The following is a 22,249-nucleotide window of genomic DNA, read 5'->3' on the forward strand; positions in this document are numbered from 1 at the left end:
ACTATTCTCCTCTTAATGTATCTGCCATCTTGTTATCAAGCGCCCTTTTTATCGGGTAAAATGCTGCGATCGTAGCAAAAATGAGCGATATGATGACGGCTGTAGGGATACTCAAAATTCTAAAATCGATACTCGAATCAAATATCGCGTATCCTAAAATTTGAGCCAGCAAGTAGCCCAAAAATGCGCCTATGAGCGCCGAAACGAAAGCCGTGGCGAAAGTCTCGCAGCCAAAGAGCTTGAGCACATCTCTTTTACTCGCACCTATGGCTCTAAGTAGCGCTATCTCGCGTGAACGAGAGAGCAGGATCGCACTTAGCGTCGTATTTACGCACATCGACGTGATGAGCAAGATAACAAGGCTCACTAACGCCATCAAAAGCTTGATTTTTTCTAATATGAAGCCTTCTGATTTTGAGACCTTTGCGACCGGTTTTGCTGCGATATCGGCGTTGCTTATGTTTTTCGAGATAGCGCTTATCTCGTCAAAATTTCCCAACACGACAGCCTCACCGTAGTTTATCTCACCTTGTTTATTAGCTATCTTCTGAGCCAGCGCCAAAGAGGTGATGAGCAGTGCGTCCTCTTTATCACCGCTTGCTACTATACCTTTGATCTTTACGTTTTGGCTGTCGTTTGCACCGATAGCTCTTATCTCTATATTGTCGCCTACTTTAAAGCCCGCCTGTCTTGCCAGGTCGACACCTATCAAGACGTTTTTATCGTCAAAATCGATATTTATCATATCTCCGTCGCGAACCTCCAAAAACGGTTTCACGACCTTAAGTTTGCTAAATTTAGCCCCCATGATGATGGCGTTTGTCGGTCCGATGTTTGCCTGAGTGAAGATATATCCGCTATCTCCAAGCAGCTTATCAGATGGGATCTTAGCTATCATCGAGCTATATTCCGTCTCGTTCATATCATCAGTAGCGGCTATATCTGCCGGAGCGAAGATCATATTTGCTCCATACGTTTTTAGCTCGCGCGAGACCTTAGAGTCGATGTCAAGATATACGTTGATGAACGCACCGCACACGCAAGCGCCAAGAAGTATCGAGACTACGATGACCATCACGCGAGATGAGCCGTTCCTTAAGCTTTTATAAATAATATTGAAAAAGAATTTGCTATTTACGGTCATATAGCACCTCCGCCGGTAATAATTTTACGACGCTCCTCATCGGTATGAGCGAGCCGACGACTGAAATGAGCAACGCAAAGGCTACGCTTATAGGAAGCACGATCCATGCGATGCCGATGCCGTGAGCAAATATCGTATAAGCCATCACGTAGCTTAGCGCGTATCCTAAAAACGCACCGCAGATACCGGCTACAAACGCTACCACCAAGCTCTCGCTCGCAAAAAGCGTGTAAATTTCAAAATTGCTGGCGCCTATGGCTTTTAAAAGGCCTATCTCTTTTTTACGGCGGTAAATTTCGCTAGTCATCAAAGAGGTTATGCCGATGGCAGAAACCACGAGCGCCAAAATGCTCACAATGCCCATCAGGCTTTGGATCTTCTTTACGATATTGCTCTCTGCGTCACTTACTTGAAGGCTAGCCTTGGCGCTGATGTCAGGGATGCCCTCCTCTATCTGATAGGCGATCGAGCTCACATAAGCCGAGCAATACCACAAGTCGTATTCGGCGCTATCTAGGTTATCTAAATTTCGCCTGGCCTTTAGCGAAAGATCGTTTTCAGGTATGGTCATAGCCGATACTTCAGCCTTTGAATACTCGCCCACATGCCCCGAGAGCTCGCCGGCCAGCTTTAGCGAGCCCAGCAGCTTATGCGACTCTTCGCCGGCTCCTTTTAATATACCGACGATCTTGATCTCTTTACTGCCGTTTTTAGCGCTTAGCTTCAAAGTATCTCCGAGCTTTAAATTTTCACGGCTGGCTAAGGCGTCGCCGACTAAAATTTCATCCTCGCTGTCATCTTTGACCCAAGCGCCCTCGACTCCCCAAAATCTATAAAGGCTCTTAACGCCCGTGCTAAATTCCGGCTCGTCTTTAAGCCCGATATTTTTATCAAAATATGTCCCCTCAAGCACGAATGCTCTACCGCTCGCGTCTTTAACGTCCACATCTAAAAACGGAGCAAAGGCTACGATATTGTTTCGCCAAAATATCTCTTTTACCTTATATAGATTTGACTCGGGTAAGAAATTTTGAGACTTAAGCGGAGTGAAATTTTTACCCTCTATCTCGATGCTTAGGCTCTCGCCGCGTGGTAAGATCACGATATTAGAGCCGTAGCTCCTAAGCTCACCCGCGACTTGATCGCCGATCTTTAGCGTGATGTTTAGCATGCAAGCAACAAGGATCGTAGCAAGCAGTATCGTGATAAACGCCATCGTCTTTTGCACTTTCGAGCCGGTGATCGAGCTTTTTATCAGCATTAATTGCATATTTTTCATTTTAGTGTTCCGTTCGTATCTACGTAAATTTCAGGATTGGCTTCGAATTTCGCCTGAGTCTCGTTGTTTTCAAAAAAGTATGTGTGGCCGTAATATAGATACGACCTTGAGCTTAGATTGCTCACTTTTTTGCGGCTTACGGGATCTAAGACCATCCTTTCGACGACCTTGCTAAAGTAGTTCGAGCCGCCGACTATCGTAGCATAATCGACTATGACATGCTTACCGTCAAAGGTAAACGGCATAGGTATCGGGTTGCAGCCGCCCTCTTTGCCCACTGACGGCAAAAATATCCTGACATTGCACGATATACAAATGAGATCGTCACCTTTTTTGATATAGCCCATATCGCCGCAGATCATGCACGAGTCAAAGACGATGACCGGCGACGGGCGATCAGGGAAGCGATTTAGCAAGAAAAATCGCACCTGTTTGCCCTCATCCGTGATATATGCGAAGCGGTGCAAGGCATTGTCTTTTAGCATATCCACATCAAATATAAATTTATCTCCCTGTGGTTCGACTAGTACCGGCTCTGAAATTTGAGGCGGGCGAGATGCGTAAAGGTCGTAGTAAAGCGAGAATGCAAGCGACACGGCGATGATGACGGTGGAAAAATTTACATTTGTCGATATCTTTTCTCTAGCGGCTTTCGTAAAGCGAAAAGATATCGAGCCGACCGCATTTTTATCAGTCATAGCAGGACGAGAGGCGAAATTTAAAACAGCCAGCACAAGGATGATAAAAGCATAAAAATACGCCGAAAACGTGGCGACGTAAATTCCTTTTGCCACGATAGAGAGCATCTGCGGATGCGTCTGCAAAGATCCGGCTCGCATGAGCTCGAGCGCAGCGCTTGAGAGCTTATCTATCACAAGGCATGCCAAGACCAGCAGGCTGAAAATTTTTAAATTTAAAGACTTTAACGAGCTTTTTAAATTCGATATCAAAAAGAACAAAACGAATACACAAAGCATCGCAAAAAGCATCAAGAAAAAGCTGATAACAGACTGCGTGTCCAAAAGCTCACCGCTAAATAGCGGGAATAGCGCGCTGATGGCGCTATAATTTAGCCCGTATCCGACGCCCAATACAAAAAACGTGAGAATTTTTGCTGGTTTAAACTCAAAAAATATCCACAAAAGGCTCAAAAACAAAAATCCAAGCGTGATACAATCAAACACCATTTTCACGCGATCGTCGACTAGCGCATGTCTAGCGACCTTGAAGATCAAGATACCGGCGACGATACCTAAAAATGACGGTAAAAATATGGTTTTTAGGCTTTTATCTTTGTTGTTTAAAGCAGCAAAAAGGACAAAACCAAGCAGGGCGGAAAGGACCTGAACGAAGTAGATTGACATAACTAAACCCTAGGAATTTTCTTAAATTTGGTTTGAAAAGGGCGATCGCTCGCCCTAAAATTATTTGACAGGACCACCTGTCCATTGGAATTTGTAAGTTGTCGTGAAAGGCTCGAACCATTTACCAACACCTGTCTCTTTGTCCGCATGGCGACCAAAGCCTTGTTTTTCAGGATTGTCGATATGGAATTTCAGCTCATAGTTGCCCACGCCGGTATCCATTTTGATGTTTGCACCGTAGTGAGGTCCGTCGCTAGCGACCATAGGCATGAATGTTCCTTTTTTGACTTTGCCGTTATCAAGGTTTTTTAGCTCGTAGTTGATCTTTAGATAAGGTATCCACTCGCCCTCACCAAAGCCGTTTTTGTTACCGGCGATAGCGTGGATGTCAGCCTCCATGTGCATGTCGGCTAAGCTTGGAGCTAGATCTACGCCTTTTGGCTCCATATCGATAGGTTGTAGATAAACAGCGGCGATCTCCATACCGTTAGCCTCAACAGGCTCGCCGATAGGGTGCTCCCCCGCAACCGCGAAACTTGCAGCAAGGCTGAACGCCAAAGCTGAACTTAAAATTTTATTCATACTTTCTCCTTTTGATAAGATTAGTTTGTTTTTTCTTTTCTTTTTTTCATTATGATTATGCCAACGACCAAAGCCGTGATCATCAAAATTTGCGGTATCAAGCTCTCATAGTATGGCTTCAAGCCAAACCAATCGCCCATCCATTGCGGGAATTCTAGTCCGTTTATGATAGTCGGAACAAAAATTTTACCCTCGACCAGCTCCATCACGCCCTTACCGACAAAGACGATCGACATATAAAATATGATCGCTGATGTAAAGACGAAAAACGGCTTGATAGGAATTTTAATAGAAAATCTCTTAAATACAAAATATACGACTAGCAGTATCACGAGACCGGCGATGAAACCAGCACCGATAGCCGAGTAGCCGCTGCTGTCTTTGGCATCAAAGATAAGCGACTGATAAAAGAGCACTGTCTCTGCACCCTCTCTAAATACGGCTAAAAATACCGTCCACCAAAGCGCCATAGCCGAGTCATTGGCTAGCGACTCAGTCACATGAGACTTGATATACTCGTTCCATTTTTTAGCACCCGCATTTGATAGTAGCCAAAAGCCCACGTAAAAGAGCAGTCCTACGGCTATGAGCATGACGATGCCTTCCATCAGCTCGCGCTTTTGACCGGCTGCTTGACCAAAAATGAGGTTCATGATCCACGCCATGACAAAACTTAAAACGACTGCTACGCCGACTGAGCTATATACGACCTTGCCCATTTTGGCGTCATTGCCGGTTTTTACTAAGTATGCGACCACGGCTGCTACGATGATGAGAGCCTCAAAGCCCTCACGCAAGATGATAGTAAATGCCGAGATGAATAAAAACCAAGGCGAAGTCGGAGTGCTGGTTTTGCCCAGAGCTGTATTTAGCTGATCGCTCATAGTAGCTGCGGCGGCTTCTATCTTATCTATGCTCGCACCTGATTTCATCAAAGCCGGGATAGCACCGAAGCTTCCCTCGATAGCGGTTTTTAAATTTACATCGCGAGCTCCCACGCTGTTTTCCATACCACTGCCCTCAAACTCGTCAAAATATAGATCCTGCACGTCAGCGATCGCCTTTTTAGCGTCTCCGGCCTTGTAGGTTTGTATCGCAGCGGCGATTTTATCGTTGATATTTTTAACGACTGGCGTGTAATCAGTTTGAGTATCTGTTTCGTCGCTGGTTTCGTTACTCATATCCACGGCAGCGATCTTAGCGGTATCTGCAGGTAGTTTAGCTACCGCATCATAGGTTATTTTTATCACTTCATTTAGTTTGCTTTTAAAATCGTCTTTGCTGATGCCATTGCTTATGCCGCTTATCGCTTCGCTCATCTTTCTTTGTATATCGGCATCTACGCTTTTGCCGTTATCTATATGCTGACGCACGGCGATCTCGAGTTTTGTATTGCGATAATCTACGAATTTAGCATTCTCCACATCTCTTTGAGCGTCATCTTTTTTATCGTTATCATAAGCATCGATAGCGCTATTTATATCCTTTGACATACTTTCAAACGCTACTCTCCACTCAGGTACAAATTTGGACGTGTCAAAGCCACTGCTTGCCGGTGCAGCGGGAGTATCCGAATACTCTCCTACAAGTCTATGTCCGCTTATGATCGCAGGTAGGACTTCGGCGATTTGAGAATTTATCTTTTCTATCCTGGCAGTGACATCATCTACCGATTCTCCGGCCTTGATAGCCTTTCTGATCTCGCCAAACTGCTTTTCCATATCGTAGGCCTTTTTTTGACCTAAATTTATACGTATAGCGCCTTCGACATCTTCAAACAAGCCAAAGTAGGCCTCTTGCGTATGAGTGACGGCATCTTGGGTGTTGCCGGCTTTATATTCGGCTAGGACTTTTTCGAGTGAAGTTTTGATCTGTTCGGCTACCTGGGCGTAGTCTTCATTCTTTGCGTTTAGCCATAAAGGCAACAGCATGATGAGTAGGAATTTTATGAAATTTTTCATGTTTACAAATCCAATAAATTTAAAATAACAAATTGAGTGGAAAGATACCATATTTTGGCTTTAACCAAAATAAAAATGATTATCATAAAGTAAGAGTTTTTGAAAAGAGATCAAATTTCGCAGCAAAGAGGGCTGGCGCCCTCTTTTTGATTATTGTACTGTATTTGAAACGATACCTACATCCTTGAGCATCACACGTTTCCTATAAATGTTTGAAACGTCCGTAGCATCGCCGACCAGGAGTGCATTTGTGGAGCATACAGCCGCACACATAGGCACTTTACCCTCCGCTATACGATTTTGTCCGTATAGCTCGAATTCCTCGTGGGTATTTGTAGGCTCAGGACCGCCTGCACACATGGTGCATTTGTCCATCTTGCCCTTTATGCCAAACGCTCCGTCGCGTGGGAACTGCGGAGCTCCGAACGGGCAGGCGTATAGGCAGTATGCACAGCCTATACATTTATGCTTATCATGAAGGACGATGCCATCAGCCCTGATATAAAAACAATCCACCGGACATACTTGCTCGCAAGGTGCGTCAGTGCAGTGCTGACAAGCGATAGTGGTGGAAACCTCTTTGCCCTCGATACCGTCATTTAATGTTATGACCTTACGGCGATAAAGACCAACTGGAAGCTCATGAGCCGAGGAGCACGCCACCTGACAAGCAAAGCAGCTTATACACCTGCTATCATCTACGAAAAATTTCATTCTTGCCATTGTTCACCTCCTTAGCCATTGTGCGGATCAGATTCGCCGTATTCATTGAAAAATTTTGTCTTAAAGCCCATTTCATCAGCCTTTTCGATCCTGCAAAGTCCGGCATTGAATTCTGAAATTTGAGTAACAGGGTCAAAGCCGTAGTTTGTGACGGTATTTGAGCTCTCGCCTATAACATAAGGCTTAGTTCCCTCAGGATATCTATCTGATAAATCAACGCCTTGCATGATACCAGCAAAGTTATAAGGCAAGCAGATACGATCCGGGGTGACCGTATGATTATGGAAGCATTTTACCTTTATCTTTGTGCCTTGCGGGCTATGTATCCATATCATGTCACCATCTTTTATGCCTTTATCCATAGCAAGCTCAGGATTTACATATGCAAACATCTCAGGCGTGATCGCAGATAGATATTTACTAGTCCTCTCGATCATGCCTGCACCACTTAAATTTACTAAGCGCATAGAGCTGATGATAGTCGGGAAGTCCTTGCTCCAGTCCTCTTTTTGCTGTTCGCTGATAAACCTACTTGCAACACGGAAATTTCGCGCTTGATCGTCAAACGTAGGATATTTTTTGACCAGATCCCAGCGCGGAGAGTGGATAGGCTCGCGATGTTTTGGAATTTGATCTGTAAATTCCCAAACGATCGCACGCGCTCTTGCGTTACCATAAGGCACGATACCAAATTCACGGCATTTAGCATTGATAATACCGCTATAATCATCGCTCCAGCTATTTCCGATCTTTGCTCTTTCTTCTTCTGTAAGAGTGATACCAAGCACTTTTTCGATATTATCTTTTGTGATCTGAGGGTGTCCGCCTTTGATCTTAGAGTCTTTTACAGTCACGCTCTCATCAGCCAACTGGCTAACTCCGTTATGCTCCAAACCAAAGCGATTTCTAAAGCCACTTCCGCCCTCAGCATAAGGCTTGCTGATATCATAAAGTATTGGGGTGCCAGGGTGTTTTTCATCCCAGCAAGGCCATGGAAGCGAATAATACTCACCCTTGACCTCTCCGCCTATGCCCATAAGCGTATCAGGGTCGAAATTTTCCCAGTTTGCTTGATGCCTCTTTAGTCTTTCCGGAGTTCGTCCTTGCATACCGATAGAATGTCCTGTCATAGCTATCTCGCGAGTAGCGTCGTCAGGCCATACAAAGTCTTTATTGACCTCTTTTGGCTCGCCATCGACGATCCTCATACGAAGTGCCCTAGTAAACTCTTCATAAAAGCCAAATTTCTTTGCAAACTCAAACATGACCTCATGGTCGCCTTTGCTCTCATATAAAGGTTTTACGACTTGAGTCCTCCACTGACCTGCACGATTTGTCGCATTTACGCTACCCTCGTTTTCAAAAGCACTTGCGACTGGTAAGATATAAACTCCATCTTTTCTATCGCTAAGGATCGCGATCTCATTGACAAACGGCTCTGCAACAACAAGCATATCAAGCTTACTAAGAGCTTCTTGAATTTTGACCGTATGAGCCATAGATGTTAGACCCGTTCCTTGCACCCAAAGAACCTTTAGCTCGCCGCTGGAGAAAGTCTTTTCTTCTTTAAGCACGCCCTGCCACCATTTTGATAGTGACCAGCCTTTTTCATTTCGCCAGTTTCTATCTTCAGGATTTTTTGGATCGTGATAATAATACTCTTCAAATTTAGTGCCTTTTACCGGTGCACCGCCCTGCTTTGGCTCTTTTGTCGAGACCGCAAAGCGTTTTACGAATTCATCAAAATCAACGCCCCAGCCTTTGCAGTAGTGCTTCCACGCAGTATCAGCAAGACCGTAATACATCGGCAATGTATCAGCAAGGTTGCCCATATCGGTAGAGCCTTGAACATTGTCGTGTCCTCTGATGATGTTACATCCGCCACCTGGCTTACCCATATTTCCTAGCACTAGCTGCAAGATGGATAAAATTCTGGTATTTGAGCTTCCTACGGAGTGTTGAGTGATACCCAAAGCCCAAATAAGCGTAGCCGGCTTAGTTGTAGCAAAAATTCTTGTAACTTCTATCAATTGATCTACGGGAACACCAGTAACGTTACTAGTCTCTTCAGGAGTCCATTTTTCGGCCTCTTTTCTGATCTCGTCTATGCCGTAAGAGCGAGTCCTTATGACCTCTTTGTCCTCCCAGCCGTTTTTAAAGATAAGATGAAGCATGCCATATATAAACGCTATATCGGTTCCTGGTCTAAGCCTTACGAAATGATCGGCTTTAGCGGCAGTCTTTGTAAATATAGGATCTACAACGATTATCTTTGCGTTATTTCTATCGCGAGCTTGAAGCATGTGTTTCATACCTCCGACAGGATTTGCAACGGCAGAATTTGCACCTATACATAAAATAGCTTTTGAGTTCGCAGCCATATCACCAAAGTGATTCGTCATCGCGCCATAACCCCAAGTATTCGCCACACCGGCGACTGTTGCGCTATGTCAGATACGTGCTACGTGATCGTTGTTGTTCGTGCCCCAAAAAGCTGCAAATTTTCTAAAATAATATGATTGTTCGTTGTTAAATTTAGCCGAACCTAAAAACTCGACGCAATCTGGTCCGTGTTTTTTACGGATCTCGAGCATCTTATCGCCGATCTCATTTATGGCAGTCTCCCAGCTGATACGCTCCCACTTACCATTTACTTTTTTCATCGGATATTTTATACGTTGCTTACTTTTTGTTAGATCGATTTGATCGATTCCCTTGCAGCAGTGGCTTCCTTGTGAGATAGGATGGTGCACAGCCATATCCTGGCGGACCCAAACACCATCATGCACCTCAGCCTCGATACCACAGCCAGCAGAACATATCGAACATATCGTCCTTACTGTTTTTGAACCCGGATACGGATCTGGTATCCCATTTAACTCGTCTTTTTTCTTGATAGTTTCGTTTTCACTGCCAAAAGCGACGGCGCTACCAGCACCAAGCGCGGCAAGTTTTAAAAACGAACGTCTCGCAACTCTTGCATCACTCATAATTTATCTCCTAATAAGCGACCTTATAATATTGCTCCCACGCTTGTGTTTTTCTATAGAGCACCTCTTTTTTGTTCGACTTGCCGATCACTACGCCATTATCATCAGCCTCCAAAGCGGACTTTGAAGTAGCGGCAAGAGACGTCGCGGCAACGGCAGCACCAGCTATCGTCGTAGCTTTTAGGGATTTTTTTAAAAATTCCCGTCTGTCTTGTTTCATTCCGGACAACCTTTCTAAAAATACGTAAATCTCGCGCGTTTCGATCCCGCTTCAGCGCAAACGCAGGCAAAACGGCAAAATTTTACTCGCAACGGCCCATTTTTAGGGCAACTATAATAAACCTTACAAATTCAAATACGGGTAATGTATCATAATTAGTAGAAAAACGATTTAAAATTTAAAAATAACTTTTTTAAATTTATAAATTTTTAAAAATATATAATGTTTTATTAATGAAATTTAAAAATTATGATCCGAGTCCAAGAAAACTCAGATCGTTTGAAATTTATAATGCAGTAAATTCGTCCCAGTATATTTTAGATTTTGCAGTCGGCATTTTAGTTTGATAAGGTTTGCGGTTAAGCGCCGCCTCGGCCGGGCTTTGCACGTTTTTATCCCTTTGCGGGGCTTCGATCGCTAAAAGCGAGCGCTCAAGTGCAAAAAAGCTTTTCATCACTAAGGCTAACGACCTGAAAAATTCCGCCTTCTCATGGTCATGAAGCATTTGTATAAACTCATCTATAAAGCCGTTTATCAAGCTCTCAAAAAGCTCAGTACTAAAGCTTTGCTCATTTATCTCCTCTTTTGCTTCATCTCTTAAAAACGTAACCATCAAAAGAAACACAAATCCTACGAAATCCTCGCTGCTTGTGCATTTTATCACGTCTCGACGGTAGCCGCTCTTCTTTAAAATTTCGATGGCACGTAGCCTAGCCGCACCCTCGTCTCGCCCCTCTTCATAAAAGCTGATACCAAGAGGCACATTTATGTAGCTTAGGTCAAATAGCACTGAATTTTGCTCGGCTTTAAACGCCTTAAAGTCAAATTTTTCAAGCTCTGCAAAGGCGTTTGCACTCTCTTCGTTTAGCGGATTTGTCGCTAGCTCGTCAAGCTGAGCACGCCAAAGGTTAAATTTATCCGGCGTCTCGTAAAAGAAAAAAGGCATTGCTAAAAATTCGTAGTAGTAAGATCTCGCCTTTAAAATTTCGACGTTTTTACTCATAAATTTCTCCCCTTTGAGCGGCTGCGAGCTGAGCTCTTACCATTATCTTTGCCTTGCAGTCGGCGCAACAATAAAGCGTCTTTATCTTGTCCGGTTGCGAGGCAAAGCGCGGCGCCATGATCGTGGCTATCTTTTCGACCGCTTTTTTGGTCGCAAACTCTTTGCCACACTCTATACATTTAAATAGCTCGTCTTTGGCAAGCTCGTTATAGGTGAAAAATTTTGGCTCCAGCTCGACCTTGCCGACGTTTAGTTTGATCGTATCTTTTTCGGCGCAGCTAAGCTCGCAATATCCGCACGCCGTGCAGACGCTAGGATTGAATTTGATAGAATTTTCATTTTTATCGGCTATCAAGGCATTTACGTTGCAAGCTCCGACGCAGCTGGCGCAAAGCGTGCAGGTGTCTTGATTTATCGTGACATAGCCGTATCTTATCGGCTCGTCAGTGTAGATCGCGCCTAAATTTTCATCGCCGACTAGAAATTCCAGCCTCTTAGCGAAAATTTCGCGTTTTGCTAGGGCGTATTCGCTGATGTGATGTTCGCTGCCTTCGATGAATTCCACTTTTAAAAGCGCCTCCTTTAGCTCTCTTTCGTTTTTGGCGACGAAAACGGCGGTTTTTTTAAATTTCAGCTCGTAAATTTGATTTACGATGTCAATCGCCATACTCGTGCCTTTTAGCCTGGCATTTGAGTAGAGGATAACGTTTGCACCGCTTTCTTGAAGCAGGGTCAAAAGATGCGTTTGGCTCAAAAATTTCTCGCCCTCTATCGCAAACGGCACTACATTGGTAGGTAAATTTACGTTTAAATTTTCAAGATCGCTTACGCGCGGCACTATAAGCGCGATCTTGCCCTTATACATCCTGGCTACCTCGATAAACGCCGCTCTAGGCATGAGCGAATAATCGATCGAGCCGCTAGGACAAACGCTCACGCACTCGCCGCAGTTCACACAGTCAATGTGCGAAAACACAAGATGCTTGGTCTCGTCCTCTTTTAGTATCGCTACGCTAGGGCAGACCTCGACGCATCTGCCGCAGATCTCCTCTCTGCGCTCGTGATACTGGCAAATACTAGAATCATAAGTGATGAAGCTTTTGTAAGGATAGCTTGGCGAGTGAGCGTTCAAAAATTCTAAAATTTCATCATCGCTCATGTGTGCTATCTCGATACAACCGCTTTGTTTTAGCATGTATTCGCGGGCGTTTTGAGCGAGTAAAAAGTCACAGTCGATCTCAAATTCGCCCTCTTCGCGAGTGACGATGACGCTAAGCTCTCCGACCGCGCCGTAGACGAATTTCACTTCGATGTGAGAAAGCTCGATCACTTTGTAGCCGTTATCTTTTAAAATTTGAGCTAAATTTTCGCGTCCGCCGTTACTTACTACGACTACGTTTTTACCGACCTTTTTCTCGTAGTCGATGTCCTTTGCCAAGTCAAAACAGGTCGCGCGCGCCTCGTAGAGCATGAGAGCGGTTTTTGCCTTTTCGAGGACGCCATCGCTTGAGCTTTTAAGATAAAAATCTATCTCCGGCGCGATAATATCAGCGCTCAATCTTGGCGAATTCGATACTAAAAAATGAGCGTTTTCATCGGTGGTCACTTCGATCTGCTCGTTTAGCATCACGGCCTCGCCGCTAGGGTTGTAAAAGCCAAATTCTTTCATCTTTGCAGCCTTGATTTTAAAATTTTCACATACTACTATTAATGAGTTTAAAGCTCAGTTAAGTTAAAATTTTAAATTTTAAAAGTAAGTAAAAATGTGATACAATTGCGCCAGTAACAAAAATTACTTGGAGAAAACATGAGCTTTCAAAACCTCCCGCAAATAGATAAAATTTTAAACCTTGAGCGTTTCAAAGACGCCATAAAACCAGTGCTTGGCGAAATTTCACGAGATATTTTAAAAGAGCAAAGAGAGCTTTTGAAACTCGGGCAAAATTCGCTAAACAAAGAGGCGATCATAGAAAAGATCGCGCAAAAATACGAGCAGTATAAGGCCGGCGAGCTAGCACCGCTGATAAACGCGACTGGTGTGAGCATCCATACAAATCTTGGTAGGAGCGTGATAGACGAGCGAATTTATGAGCGGGCAAAAGAGATAATCTGCTCGTATTCAAACCTCGAATACAACCTGCTTTCGGGCTCTCGCGGCAACCGCTACGACTACTCGGCCAGGCTACTTTCCACGCTTTTTGGCAGCGAGGACGCCCTCATAGTAAATAACAACGCAAGCGCCGTATTTTTGGTCCTAAACACCTTTGCGCGAGGAGGCGAGACGATAGTCAGCCGCGGCGAGCTGGTCGAGATCGGCGGCAGCTTTCGCGTTCCGGAGGTCATGAGCGCATCAGGGACCAGCCTAAAAGAGATCGGCACGACGAACAAAACGCGCCTTAGCGACTACGAAAGCGCGATAAACGAAAATACAAAAATGCTTTTAAAGGTGCATCGCTCGAATTTTGACATCGTGGGCTTTAGCGAGGATGTGGGTATCGGCGAAATTTCAAATTTAGCCAAAAGCAAAGGCTTACTTGATTACTACGACCTTGGTAGCGGTCACATCGGCGATCTACCGTATAATCTAGACAAAGACGAGCCTAGCGTGAGTAAAATTTTACAAAGCGGCTCAAGCCTCATTAGCTTTAGCGGCGATAAGCTCTTTGGCTCGGTGCAATGCGGCATAATCCTTGGCAAAAAGGAGCTCATAGCAAAGCTTCGCAAAAATCAGCTTTTAAGGATGCTGCGTGTCGATAAAGTCATCATCTCGCTACTTTGCGAGAGCATAAAGGCCTACATAAACAAAGAATTTTCTCTCATCACGACGCTAAATCAGCTGCATAAAAGCGTAGATGAGCTTAAAATTTTAGCCGGCGAGATAAATCAAAATTTAGCCCGCCCGCTTGAAATTTTAGACACGCAGACCTTCGTAGGCGGCGGAACGATGCCAAACAAGCGCATACCAAGCATCGCACTGGCATTAAAAGGCGACGCGCAGACAAACGAGCGAAATTTCAGAGCCAAAAAGGTCATCGGCCGCATAGAAAATGATAAATTTTTACTAGATCTTCGCTGCGTGCTACAAAAAGACGTAGCCAAACTCACAAAGGTCATAAACGAGGTGACGAAATGAGCGTGATAATCGGCACCGCCGGGCATATAGACCACGGCAAAACAGCTTTGATCAAGGCGTTAAACGGCTTTGAGGGCGACGTGATGGCGCAAGAAAAAGAGCGTGGCATCACGATAGATCTTAGCTTCTCAAACCTAAAAAGAGGTGATGAAAATATCGCTTTCATCGATGTACCGGGGCACGAAAGCCTCGTTAAAACGATGATCAGCGGCGCATTTGGCTTTGACGCGTGCCTTTTGGTGGTCGCGGCAAACGAAGGCATAATGCCTCAAACCAAAGAGCACATCAATATCCTAAGTCTGCTTGGCGTAAATTCCATCATAGTAGCCATAACAAAAAGCGATCTGGTAAGCGCGCAGGAGCTAGCCCAAAGAGAGCGCGAGATCAGAGACTACATCGCAAAATTTCCAAATTTACAGATCCTAAACGTCTTTGCGACCAGCATAAAAGACGAGCAAAGCATCGCGGAGCTAAAAAACTATCTTTTTAACATAAAGCCTAAAAAGCGCGATATAGACGGCGTTTTTCGCTATTACATAGACCGAGTTTTTAGCCTAAAGGGCATAGGCTCGGTGGTGACTGGTAGCGTGATAGAGGGCAGCGTGCGTAAAAACGAAAAGCTCTTTGACTGCGACCTTGGCAAAGAAGTGAGCGTGCGAAGCGTGCAGATGCACGACAGCTTCGTAGAAAGCGCCAGTGCCAGTAATCGCGTGGCGCTAAATTTAACAGGCGTGGAGCTAAGCGAGCTAAAAAAGGGTCAGCTGCTTAGTAAAAAAGGATTTTTTAGAGGCTTTAACGAAGCCGATGCGGTCGTCTTTGCAGACCTTACGCACAATCAAAGCGTGACATTTTGCGTAGGAAGCAAGCAGTGCGCGGCAAAAGCGCTAGTTTTAAGCAAAGAAAGCGATAGCCTTTTTGCTACGTTCAAATTTGAAAAAGAGATGTTTTTAAAATTTAACGAGCCTTTCGTGCTCATCTCAAATGGTCGCGTCATAGGCGGCGGACGCGTGCTAAATCCGATAATGGAGCCGATGAAAAAGCAGATCAAAATAGCATTTTTAAACGCTCTTAACAAAAGCGACTTTAAAAGTGCCTTTACGATGCTAAAGGATATCCATAAAAACGGCTTTGGCATCATAGGCTCGTATCAGCGCTTCGGCCTTACGCATGAAGAGGCACTTGGCGTAGCAAAGAGCCTAAACAACGTCTTTGTCGATGAAAAAGCACTAAATATCTACGACATAAACGCTATCTCTCGTATAAAAAGCTTCGTGAAATTCATACTTGAGAAAAACAAATTCGCCATATTTTCAGCCTCCTCGGTCGCATTAAAACTTGGCTGGGCGAGTGAAAATTTAGCCCAAAAGGCCATAGACGAGCTACAAGATGAAGGCGCTATCGTCAAAAACGAGGGCGTTTATACCAAAAGCGGAGTAAATTTCAGCGAGCTGAAGATACGCTTGGAGGATGAAATTTATAAAATTTTAGACGCCGCAAAGCTCGCTCCGGAAGCTCCTTACAACATCTATGACCAGCTCGAGATAGACCGCATCAGCGGCGATAATGCGCTAAAAAAGCTTACCGCCGCCGGTCGCGTCGTAAGGCTGGCGCACAATCTCTTCATCACGGCAAAATCGCTTGAAGATGCGATGAATAGGCTGCGAGAGCTCATTAAAAAAGACGGCTTCGCAAATGTGCAAAACGCCAAAGACGCTCTAAATTTAAGCCGAAAATACGTCATAGCCTATCTTGAGAACCTCGACCGCGCAAGCGATATAGCAAAAGACGGGCAAAACCGAATTTTTAAGGGCTGATTTAACTGCTATTTTATATTTTTTATATATAATCGCAAAAAATTTTTAAAAAGGTAAATCAATGAAAAAAATCGTATTAACGAGTATGATCGCGGCTAGCGCGCTATTTGCCGCAACAGATGCGCAAATTTTAGGCTTTTACAAGCAGATCGTCCCTCAAGGCGTAAATGTCGAAATTTTATCTCGTCACAAACTAAGCGACCACCAAGAATACGAAGCTGTTATCTTGAAACTAAGCAATGGCGGTATGAGCCAAGACGAGATAATCTTCACGAAAGGCGATTTGCTCTTACCTGACATCCTCGATCTTAAAACCGGCAAAAGCTATAAAGGCGAGCTTCAAGAACAAATGATGATCACCAAGCTATCAGCCATCTATAAAAACGAGGATGCGGCCAATATCATAAGGCTTGGCAACGATAGCAAAAAGACCACGAAAGTGATGTTTAGCGATCCGGAGTGCCCTTACTGCCGTGAGGAGCTAAAAAATATCGAAAAAACGCTGCAAAATGAGAATCTAAAGATCATCTTGACACCTGTACACGACAAAAGTGCACTTGAAAAGAGCTACCTCATCTACAAAGACCTAAAATCGGTCAAGTCAGACAGCGACAAGGTCAAAGTACTAAGGAAATATTTCGCAGAAAATTTCAAAGTACCGGAGCATAGCGTCACTGACGAGCAAGTCGCTCAAATGGACAACCTAAGACGCAAATACCTCTTAGCCGGCCTTAGAAGCGTTCCTTTCTTCGTCGACGAAACGATACTTACTAAAAAATAACCCCAAGAGGCGAGCTTTAGTCTAAATTTTGCTCGCCTCTTTAAATTCGGGCTTAAATTTCAGCCTTCTGGCACGATTTAAAAATACAAAAAGCGCCTTTTTCTCCTTGGCCGTGAGCTTATAGCTGATAAATTTCAGATACCATTTGATCTCTTGCGGGCGGATCTGACGCGATCTTGAGTAGCTTTGCAGGATATAGCCCGGGATCTTTACGTTTTGACGTAAGAAATTTCGGGCCAATCTTTTATAAAATTCGCCGTTTTTTCGGTAGCAAAACCTGGCGAAAACAAACGGTAGGTGCGTTTTGGCATGCCAAATTTCGCCCATATCGTGAAATCTATCCGCGCCTTCGTTTATATAAGCCTTTAACGCCCTGTCGCCTATGACTACCTCGCCTTTTAGCCCTAAAACTCGGCTTAGCATATTTGAGCTGGCACTCGCACTATCAAGCTTTGGTGCGCTATTTTTACGCACCAGCACGCTTTTTACCTGTCGTTTGGCGACGATGCCAAGATCAAGCTTCTTATATATGCTTCGCCTGCTCTCGACGCTTGATATCACAGCAGCGTCGATGCGCCCATTTCTTAGGTCGCGATTTAGCTTGCTTGGCACTCCTTTTTTAAACTCGATCGCCTTTTTGACGTAGCTAGTAAGCGGGGAGCGCTTTAAAAATATATGGAAAGGGAGCAAATTTAGATAGTCTATCTTGCCAAATATCATATCTCGCTCACTCGCTTAAATTTGATATTCATCCTCTTCCAGCTCGTTTTTAAGCAGCTTCACATATCTTTGCACGTGAGCCTTGATGTCAGCCTCCGTAGCGCCTAAAGCACCGCCGGCTGCGAAGATGCGGTTGAAAGTCATGCCGCAGTAATACGCTCCAAGCTGCAAAGGAAGCAAAATTTCACCCAGCGTGAATTTAACCGAGCCTTTTTTGGAATATTCGGACTCTTGAGCGCCGATACTTATGGCTATTTGAAGCTCTTTACCATCAAGCTTGCTACTACCGTTATCGTTTATGAACTTACCCTTTAAAACCTCGTCCATATAGGCCTTTAGCATAGGCGGGACGGAAAACCAAAACATCGGGAACTGAAACACTATCCTGTCTGCACCGATCAGTAGATCTTGCTCGGCTTTTGCATCAAATGCGCGCGTATCGCTGCCATAAATAGCCTCCAAATGGCGCACGCTAACATCAGGCACGCCCTTTGCCGCCTCAAACAAAGCGCGATTGATACGAGAATCCTCAAAATACGGATGCGACATTATAACGATAGTTTTCATACTTGCTCCTTTGATTGTAGATTTTAAAAATTTCTCTCAAAATTATACTCAAACTTGCTTAAAATTTTAATGCTTCTTGAGCGATCTTTAGCCTATCTGATCGCCACCTAGCCAAAATTAAATTTCGACAAAATAGTGCAGGATAAGACCCTGATATACGAGCTTTTAAAGCATAGAGACAAGGGTATGTCGCATAAAATTTTGCTAAGCGATAATGAAGCCAAAAAGCAAGCTGATAAGATAATGTCCAGGGTGCAGGCATTGATGAGCCAAAGTGCGGTGTAAAGATTTGGCTCTGTTATAATAAATCATTGACACTTGCTTCGCAAACCCTGTTCGCTCCGCAAAGCGCCGAACATATAGCACGATTTACGCGGTCAGCTACCGCTTCCCTGTAAATCGGCGGCGATAGCGTCGCTTCACAAGGTTTGACTTCGCTTTAAAATCTAAAAATCAATGAGATATTGTAACAGAGCCAAAGATTTATTTGAAATTCAAGCGTGACAAATAACAGTAGCGATCTTGGGCGATGGCTACTGTTTACTTCAATCCTATCTCGTGAACGTTTACAGCTTTTCAAGAAGCAGTTGTTAAGCGTATAAGCTCGAAGTCACAGCAAAAATGGTGTCGTTTCGTGAGATCTGCTTTGGTTTTGTAAATTTACAGCGTATTAAACACCCTATCACCTGCGTCGCCAAGTCCCGGCACGATGTAGTTTTTCTCGTTTAGTCGCTCGTCGATCGCAGCGGTATAGACCTCGACGTCAGGGTAAATTTCACTAAAACGCCTAAGCCCCTCGGGAGCGGCGATGATGGAGATAAATTTGATCTGCTTGATGCCGTTTTCGCGTAAAAATTTGACCGCGTCTATTGCCGTGCCGCCGGTGGCAAACATTGGATCGATGATGATGGCAAGGCGGCTTTTAGCGTCCTTTGGCAGCTTTGCGTAGAAAAACTCCGCCTGCGCGGTTTTTTCATTGCGCTGAAAGCCAAGAAACCCGACACTCGCATCGGGGATGATCGTAAAAACGCTATCGAGCATCCCAAGCGCGGCGCGCAGGATCGGGCAGATCATGACCTTTGTCGCGAGCTTTCGCGCCCTCGTCGTAGCCACGGGGGTCTGCACGCTGATCTCGCGCAGATTTAGATCCCGTGTGGCCTCGAAAATCATCAGGTGGCTTATCTCGTCAACGAGCATGCGAAACTGAAACGGCTGCGTATTTTTATCCCTTAAAATGGCGAGTTTGTGTTCGATCAAGGGGTGCGAGATGAGCCTGACGTTTTTCATTTAAAATCCTTTTGCGAGTTTTGCCGTGTAAGCCGCGATGTCAAAGTCATTTACGCGAGCGACGGCATCCTCGATCGCCGCCTTTGCGACTGCCGGAGCGACTGCGGTTAGCACGCGCTTGTCAAACGGCTTAGGGATTATGTAGTCTTTGCCAAATTTTAGCTCGCTCACGCCAGAAGCCTTTAAAACCTCAGCAGGCACGCTCTCTTTGGCTAAATTTGCCAGCGCGCGCGCCGCCGCCATTTTCATATTTTCGGTGATCTTTTTTGCGCGCACATCAAGCGCCCCGCGGAATATAAACGGAAAGCCAAGTACGTTATTTACTTGATTTGGATAATCACTCCTGCCAGTACCCATCATCACGTCGCTACGCACGGCGACCACGTCTTCCGGGAAGATCTCAGGCACTGGGTTGGCAAGCGCGAAAATAATAGGTTCCGGATTCATCGTTAGCACCATCTCTTTTGTGAGCACTCCGGGCTTGCTAAGACCTAAAAACATATCCGCCCCTTTCATCGCGTCTGCTAGCGTCCTGTCGGCGGTTTTGACGGCGAATTCGACCTTTTCTGGCGTGAGGTCGGTGCGCCCGTTATGGATGACGCCCTTGCTGTCGATCATCACGATATTTTTCGCGCCAAGCGCCTTATACATCTTCGCGCACGCGATACCGGCAGCTCCCGAGCCGCTTACGACGATTTTTATTTTAGCGATGTCCTTGCCTGAAATTTCAAGCGCGTTTATTAGCCCCGCACTCGTTATCATCGCCGTTCCGTGCTGATCGTCGTGCATGACGGGGATATCGACCGCATCTTGCAGCTTTTTTTCGATCTCAAAGCACTTTGGAGCGCGGATGTCCTCTAAATTTATGCCGCCAAAGGTTGGCGCAAGGGCTTTGCAAATTTCAACGATCTTGTCCGCGTCGTGCTCGTCTAGCTCGATGTCAAAGGCATCGACGTTTGCAAATTTTTTAAACAGCACCGCCTTGCCCTCCATTACGGGCTTGCCCGCTACCGCGCCGATGTCGCCAAGCCCCAGCACAGCCGTGCCGTCAGTGATAACGGCGACTAAATTCGCCTTGTTCGTGTATTTGTAGGCTAGCTCGGTGTCTTTGTTTATCTCTCTACAAGGCTCTGCCACACCCGGTGTGTAGGCCATGGATAGGTCTTTTGCGCTCTCGCACGGGGTCTTGACCTTTATCTCGATCTTGCCGCCGATGTGGTAGTTTAGCGCCTCTTCTTTCGTCACGTGTGTCATTTTCTCTCCTTTAAAATATTTTTAATTCTTTGTTTGATCTCTTTGCTACCAAGCACTTCAAGCACCTCAAATATGCTCGGACTCACGCTGCTGCCAGTTAGTGCCACGCGCAAAGCCTGCGCCAAGTCTTTTAGTTTTAGTCCGTTTTGCTCTAAAAATTCGTTCGTGATCTTTTCATATCCCGCCGCGTCTAAATTTAGCGTCAAAATTTCAGCAAATTTAGCCAAAATTTCAAGGCTGGCCGGCGTGATAAATTTAGCATACGCTTTCTCGTCGTATGCGGTAGGTGCGTCGATGATCGCCTTTGCGCTTTGGCTCATCTCGACCAAGGTTTTGGAGCGTTCGCGAAGTGAATTTAGCAGCAGCTCGCCCTTAGGTAACGCTCTAAAATCCACGCCAAATTCCTTCATCTCATCAGCCAGCCTCTCATACGGCAAGGTCTTGATGTAGTGAGCGTTTAGCCAGTCGAGCTTTTGGGCGTTGTAGGTGCTTGATGACTTGTTTATGTCGTGCGGATCGAAGTATTTTAGCATGTCCTCTATGCTAAAAATCTCATCGTCGCCGTGGCTCCAACCAAGCCGCACGAGGAAATTTAAAAGCGCCTCGGGCAAATAACCCATGCGTTTATACTCCATCACGTCAGTCGCGCCGTGGCGTTTGCTAAGCTTCTTGCCGTCCTCGCCGTTTATCATCGCGACGTGGAAAAATTCCGGCTGCTTAAAGCCAAGCGCGTCATAAAGCACGATCTGCTTTGGCGTGTTTGAGAGGTGATCGTCGCCGCGGATCACGTGCGTGACACCCATGAGCGCATCATCGACCACGACCGTGAAGTTATACGTCGGCGTGCCGTCGCTACGAGCGATGATGAAGTCATCGAGGATGTCCTCGACCTTAAATTTTACCTCGCCTTTGATGCCGTCACGTATCAAAATTTCACCGCTTAGCGGGGCTTTGATACGGATCACGGGCTCTATGCCAGCTGGTGGCGTACCGGTAAAATCACGGTAGCGATTGTCGTATTTTGGTCGCTCTTTGCGCGCTTCTTGCTCTTTGCGCAGCTCGTCAAGCTCTTCTTTACTCATATAGCATTTGTAGGCTTTGCCCTCAGCTAGGAGCTTTGCGACGTATTGTTTATAAATTTCAAAGCGGCGCGACTGATACGTGACCTCGCCGTCGTGGTCAAGCTTGCACCACGCAAAGGCTTCTTTTATCGCTTGCGTGGCTTCTTCTGAGTTTCGTTTCAGGTCGGTGTCCTCGATACGAAGCAGGAATTTTCCGCCGTTTGCTCTGGCGTAGAGATAGTTGTAAAGTGCCGTTCTAAGACCGCCGATATGTAAATACCCCGTAGGAGATGGGGCGAATCTGGTGACTAACATTTCGTGCCTTGATTTTATGTTATAATGGCTCAAATTATATTTACAAATTAC

The 22,249-nt window shown here is 45.3% G+C and carries 19 protein-coding genes and 1 pseudogene; 4 read left to right on the forward strand and 16 right to left on the reverse strand.

Annotated elements, in window-relative coordinates:
* Nucleotide 1: 1 nt before the first annotated feature.
* From CCVT_RS08135 to CCVT_RS08180, 11 genes and pseudogenes are all read right to left on the reverse strand, one after another.
* The gene (locus CCVT_RS08135; RefSeq protein ID WP_018135991.1) at nt 2–1,144 is read right to left on the reverse strand and encodes an ABC transporter permease; all 1,143 of its coding nucleotides are present in this window, start codon (nt 1,142–1,144) and stop codon (nt 2–4) included.
* Complete coding sequence (locus CCVT_RS08140) at nt 1,131–2,423, reverse strand: ABC transporter permease (protein WP_018135990.1); 1,293 nt, start codon at nt 2,421–2,423, stop codon at nt 1,131–1,133. The genes CCVT_RS08135 and CCVT_RS08140 overlap by 14 nt, the downstream gene beginning before the upstream one ends.
* Nucleotides 2,420–3,787 (reverse strand): Fe-S-containing protein, encoded by a 1,368-nt coding sequence (locus tag CCVT_RS08145; protein ID WP_018135989.1) that lies wholly within the window; start codon nt 3,785–3,787, stop codon nt 2,420–2,422. The genes CCVT_RS08140 and CCVT_RS08145 overlap by 4 nt, the downstream gene beginning before the upstream one ends.
* A 60-nt stretch (nt 3,788–3,847) precedes the next feature.
* Nucleotides 3,848–4,369, reverse strand: coding sequence for an iron transporter (locus CCVT_RS08150; RefSeq protein WP_009650791.1), 522 nt, complete (start codon nt 4,367–4,369; stop codon nt 3,848–3,850).
* A gap of 20 nt (nt 4,370–4,389) precedes the next feature.
* Nucleotides 4,390–6,330 carry an FTR1 family iron permease gene (locus CCVT_RS08155; protein WP_018135988.1) on the reverse strand — a complete coding sequence of 647 codons (1,941 nt, stop codon included), beginning with the start codon at nt 6,328–6,330 and terminating at the stop codon, nt 4,390–4,392.
* 150 nt (nt 6,331–6,480) lie between these two features.
* Nucleotides 6,481–7,053 carry a formate dehydrogenase FDH3 subunit beta gene (gene fdh3B / locus CCVT_RS08160; RefSeq protein ID WP_018135987.1) on the reverse strand — a complete coding sequence of 191 codons (573 nt, stop codon included), beginning with the start codon at nt 7,051–7,053 and terminating at the stop codon, nt 6,481–6,483.
* An 11-nt stretch (nt 7,054–7,064) separates the two neighbouring features.
* Nucleotides 7,065–9,794 carry a formate dehydrogenase subunit alpha gene (locus CCVT_RS08165; protein ID WP_265094884.1) on the reverse strand — a complete coding sequence of 910 codons (2,730 nt, stop codon included), beginning with the start codon at nt 9,792–9,794 and terminating at the stop codon, nt 7,065–7,067.
* Nucleotides 9,777–10,043, reverse strand: a pseudogene (locus CCVT_RS09970) (twin-arginine translocation signal domain-containing protein); the annotation flags it as partial. The gene CCVT_RS08165 and the pseudogene CCVT_RS09970, both read right to left, overlap by 18 nt.
* Before the next feature lie 10 nt (nt 10,044–10,053).
* Nucleotides 10,054–10,263: a hypothetical protein gene (locus CCVT_RS08170; RefSeq protein ID WP_009650953.1), complete on the reverse strand. Its 210-nt coding sequence runs from the start codon at nt 10,261–10,263 to the stop codon at nt 10,054–10,056.
* 286 nt (nt 10,264–10,549) lie between these two features.
* The gene (locus CCVT_RS08175) at nt 10,550–11,266 is read right to left on the reverse strand and encodes a TorD/DmsD family molecular chaperone (protein WP_018135984.1); all 717 of its coding nucleotides are present in this window, start codon (nt 11,264–11,266) and stop codon (nt 10,550–10,552) included.
* A complete protein-coding gene (locus CCVT_RS08180; protein WP_018135983.1) occupies nt 11,259–12,935 on the reverse strand; it encodes a 4Fe-4S binding protein in 1,677 nt (558 codons plus the stop codon). The genes CCVT_RS08175 and CCVT_RS08180 overlap by 8 nt, the downstream gene beginning before the upstream one ends.
* Nucleotides 12,936–13,073: 138 nt before the next feature.
* On the opposite strand from CCVT_RS08180, the gene selA reads away from it, so the two are divergent.
* From selA to CCVT_RS08195, 3 genes are all read left to right on the forward strand, one after another.
* Complete coding sequence (selA, locus tag CCVT_RS08185) at nt 13,074–14,399, forward strand: L-seryl-tRNA(Sec) selenium transferase (protein ID WP_018135982.1); 1,326 nt, start codon at nt 13,074–13,076, stop codon at nt 14,397–14,399.
* Nucleotides 14,396–16,213: a selenocysteine-specific translation elongation factor gene (gene selB, locus CCVT_RS08190; protein WP_018135981.1), complete on the forward strand. Its 1,818-nt coding sequence runs from the start codon at nt 14,396–14,398 to the stop codon at nt 16,211–16,213. Before selA ends, selB begins: the two co-directional genes overlap by 4 nt.
* A gap of 61 nt (nt 16,214–16,274) precedes the next feature.
* A complete protein-coding gene (locus tag CCVT_RS08195; protein WP_018135980.1) occupies nt 16,275–16,994 on the forward strand; it encodes a thioredoxin domain-containing protein in 720 nt (239 codons plus the stop codon).
* Between the two features lie 21 nt (nt 16,995–17,015).
* On the opposite strand, the gene CCVT_RS08200 is transcribed toward CCVT_RS08195, so the two are convergent.
* Both CCVT_RS08200 and CCVT_RS08205 read right to left on the reverse strand, forming a co-directional pair.
* Nucleotides 17,016–17,714 carry an MqnA/MqnD/SBP family protein gene (locus CCVT_RS08200; RefSeq protein ID WP_018135979.1) on the reverse strand — a complete coding sequence of 233 codons (699 nt, stop codon included), beginning with the start codon at nt 17,712–17,714 and terminating at the stop codon, nt 17,016–17,018.
* Between the two features lie 15 nt (nt 17,715–17,729).
* Nucleotides 17,730–18,281: an NAD(P)H-dependent oxidoreductase gene (locus CCVT_RS08205; protein WP_018135978.1), complete on the reverse strand. Its 552-nt coding sequence runs from the start codon at nt 18,279–18,281 to the stop codon at nt 17,730–17,732.
* A 135-nt stretch (nt 18,282–18,416) separates the two neighbouring features.
* Between CCVT_RS08205 and CCVT_RS08210 the strand changes: the two genes are divergently transcribed.
* Nucleotides 18,417–18,566 carry a hypothetical protein gene (locus CCVT_RS08210; protein WP_169331153.1) on the forward strand — a complete coding sequence of 50 codons (150 nt, stop codon included), beginning with the start codon at nt 18,417–18,419 and terminating at the stop codon, nt 18,564–18,566.
* Between the two features lie 375 nt (nt 18,567–18,941).
* Here CCVT_RS08210 and upp read toward each other — a convergent pair whose 3' ends face one another.
* From upp to gltX, 3 genes are read right to left on the reverse strand one after another with little or no spacing between them, the layout of a single operon-like run.
* Complete coding sequence (upp, locus tag CCVT_RS08215; RefSeq protein ID WP_018135977.1) at nt 18,942–19,568, reverse strand: uracil phosphoribosyltransferase; 627 nt, start codon at nt 19,566–19,568, stop codon at nt 18,942–18,944.
* Nucleotides 19,569–20,822: a malic enzyme-like NAD(P)-binding protein gene (locus CCVT_RS08220; protein ID WP_018135976.1), complete on the reverse strand. Its 1,254-nt coding sequence runs from the start codon at nt 20,820–20,822 to the stop codon at nt 19,569–19,571.
* A complete protein-coding gene (gene gltX, locus CCVT_RS08225) occupies nt 20,819–22,198 on the reverse strand; it encodes a glutamate--tRNA ligase (RefSeq protein ID WP_018135975.1) in 1,380 nt (459 codons plus the stop codon). The genes CCVT_RS08220 and gltX overlap by 4 nt, the downstream gene beginning before the upstream one ends.
* Nucleotides 22,199–22,249: the final 51 nt, after the last annotated feature.

The sequence above is a fragment of the Campylobacter curvus genome (assembly GCF_013372125.1).
GTDB classification, from domain to species: Bacteria; Campylobacterota; Campylobacteria; order Campylobacterales; family Campylobacteraceae; genus Campylobacter_A; species Campylobacter_A curvus.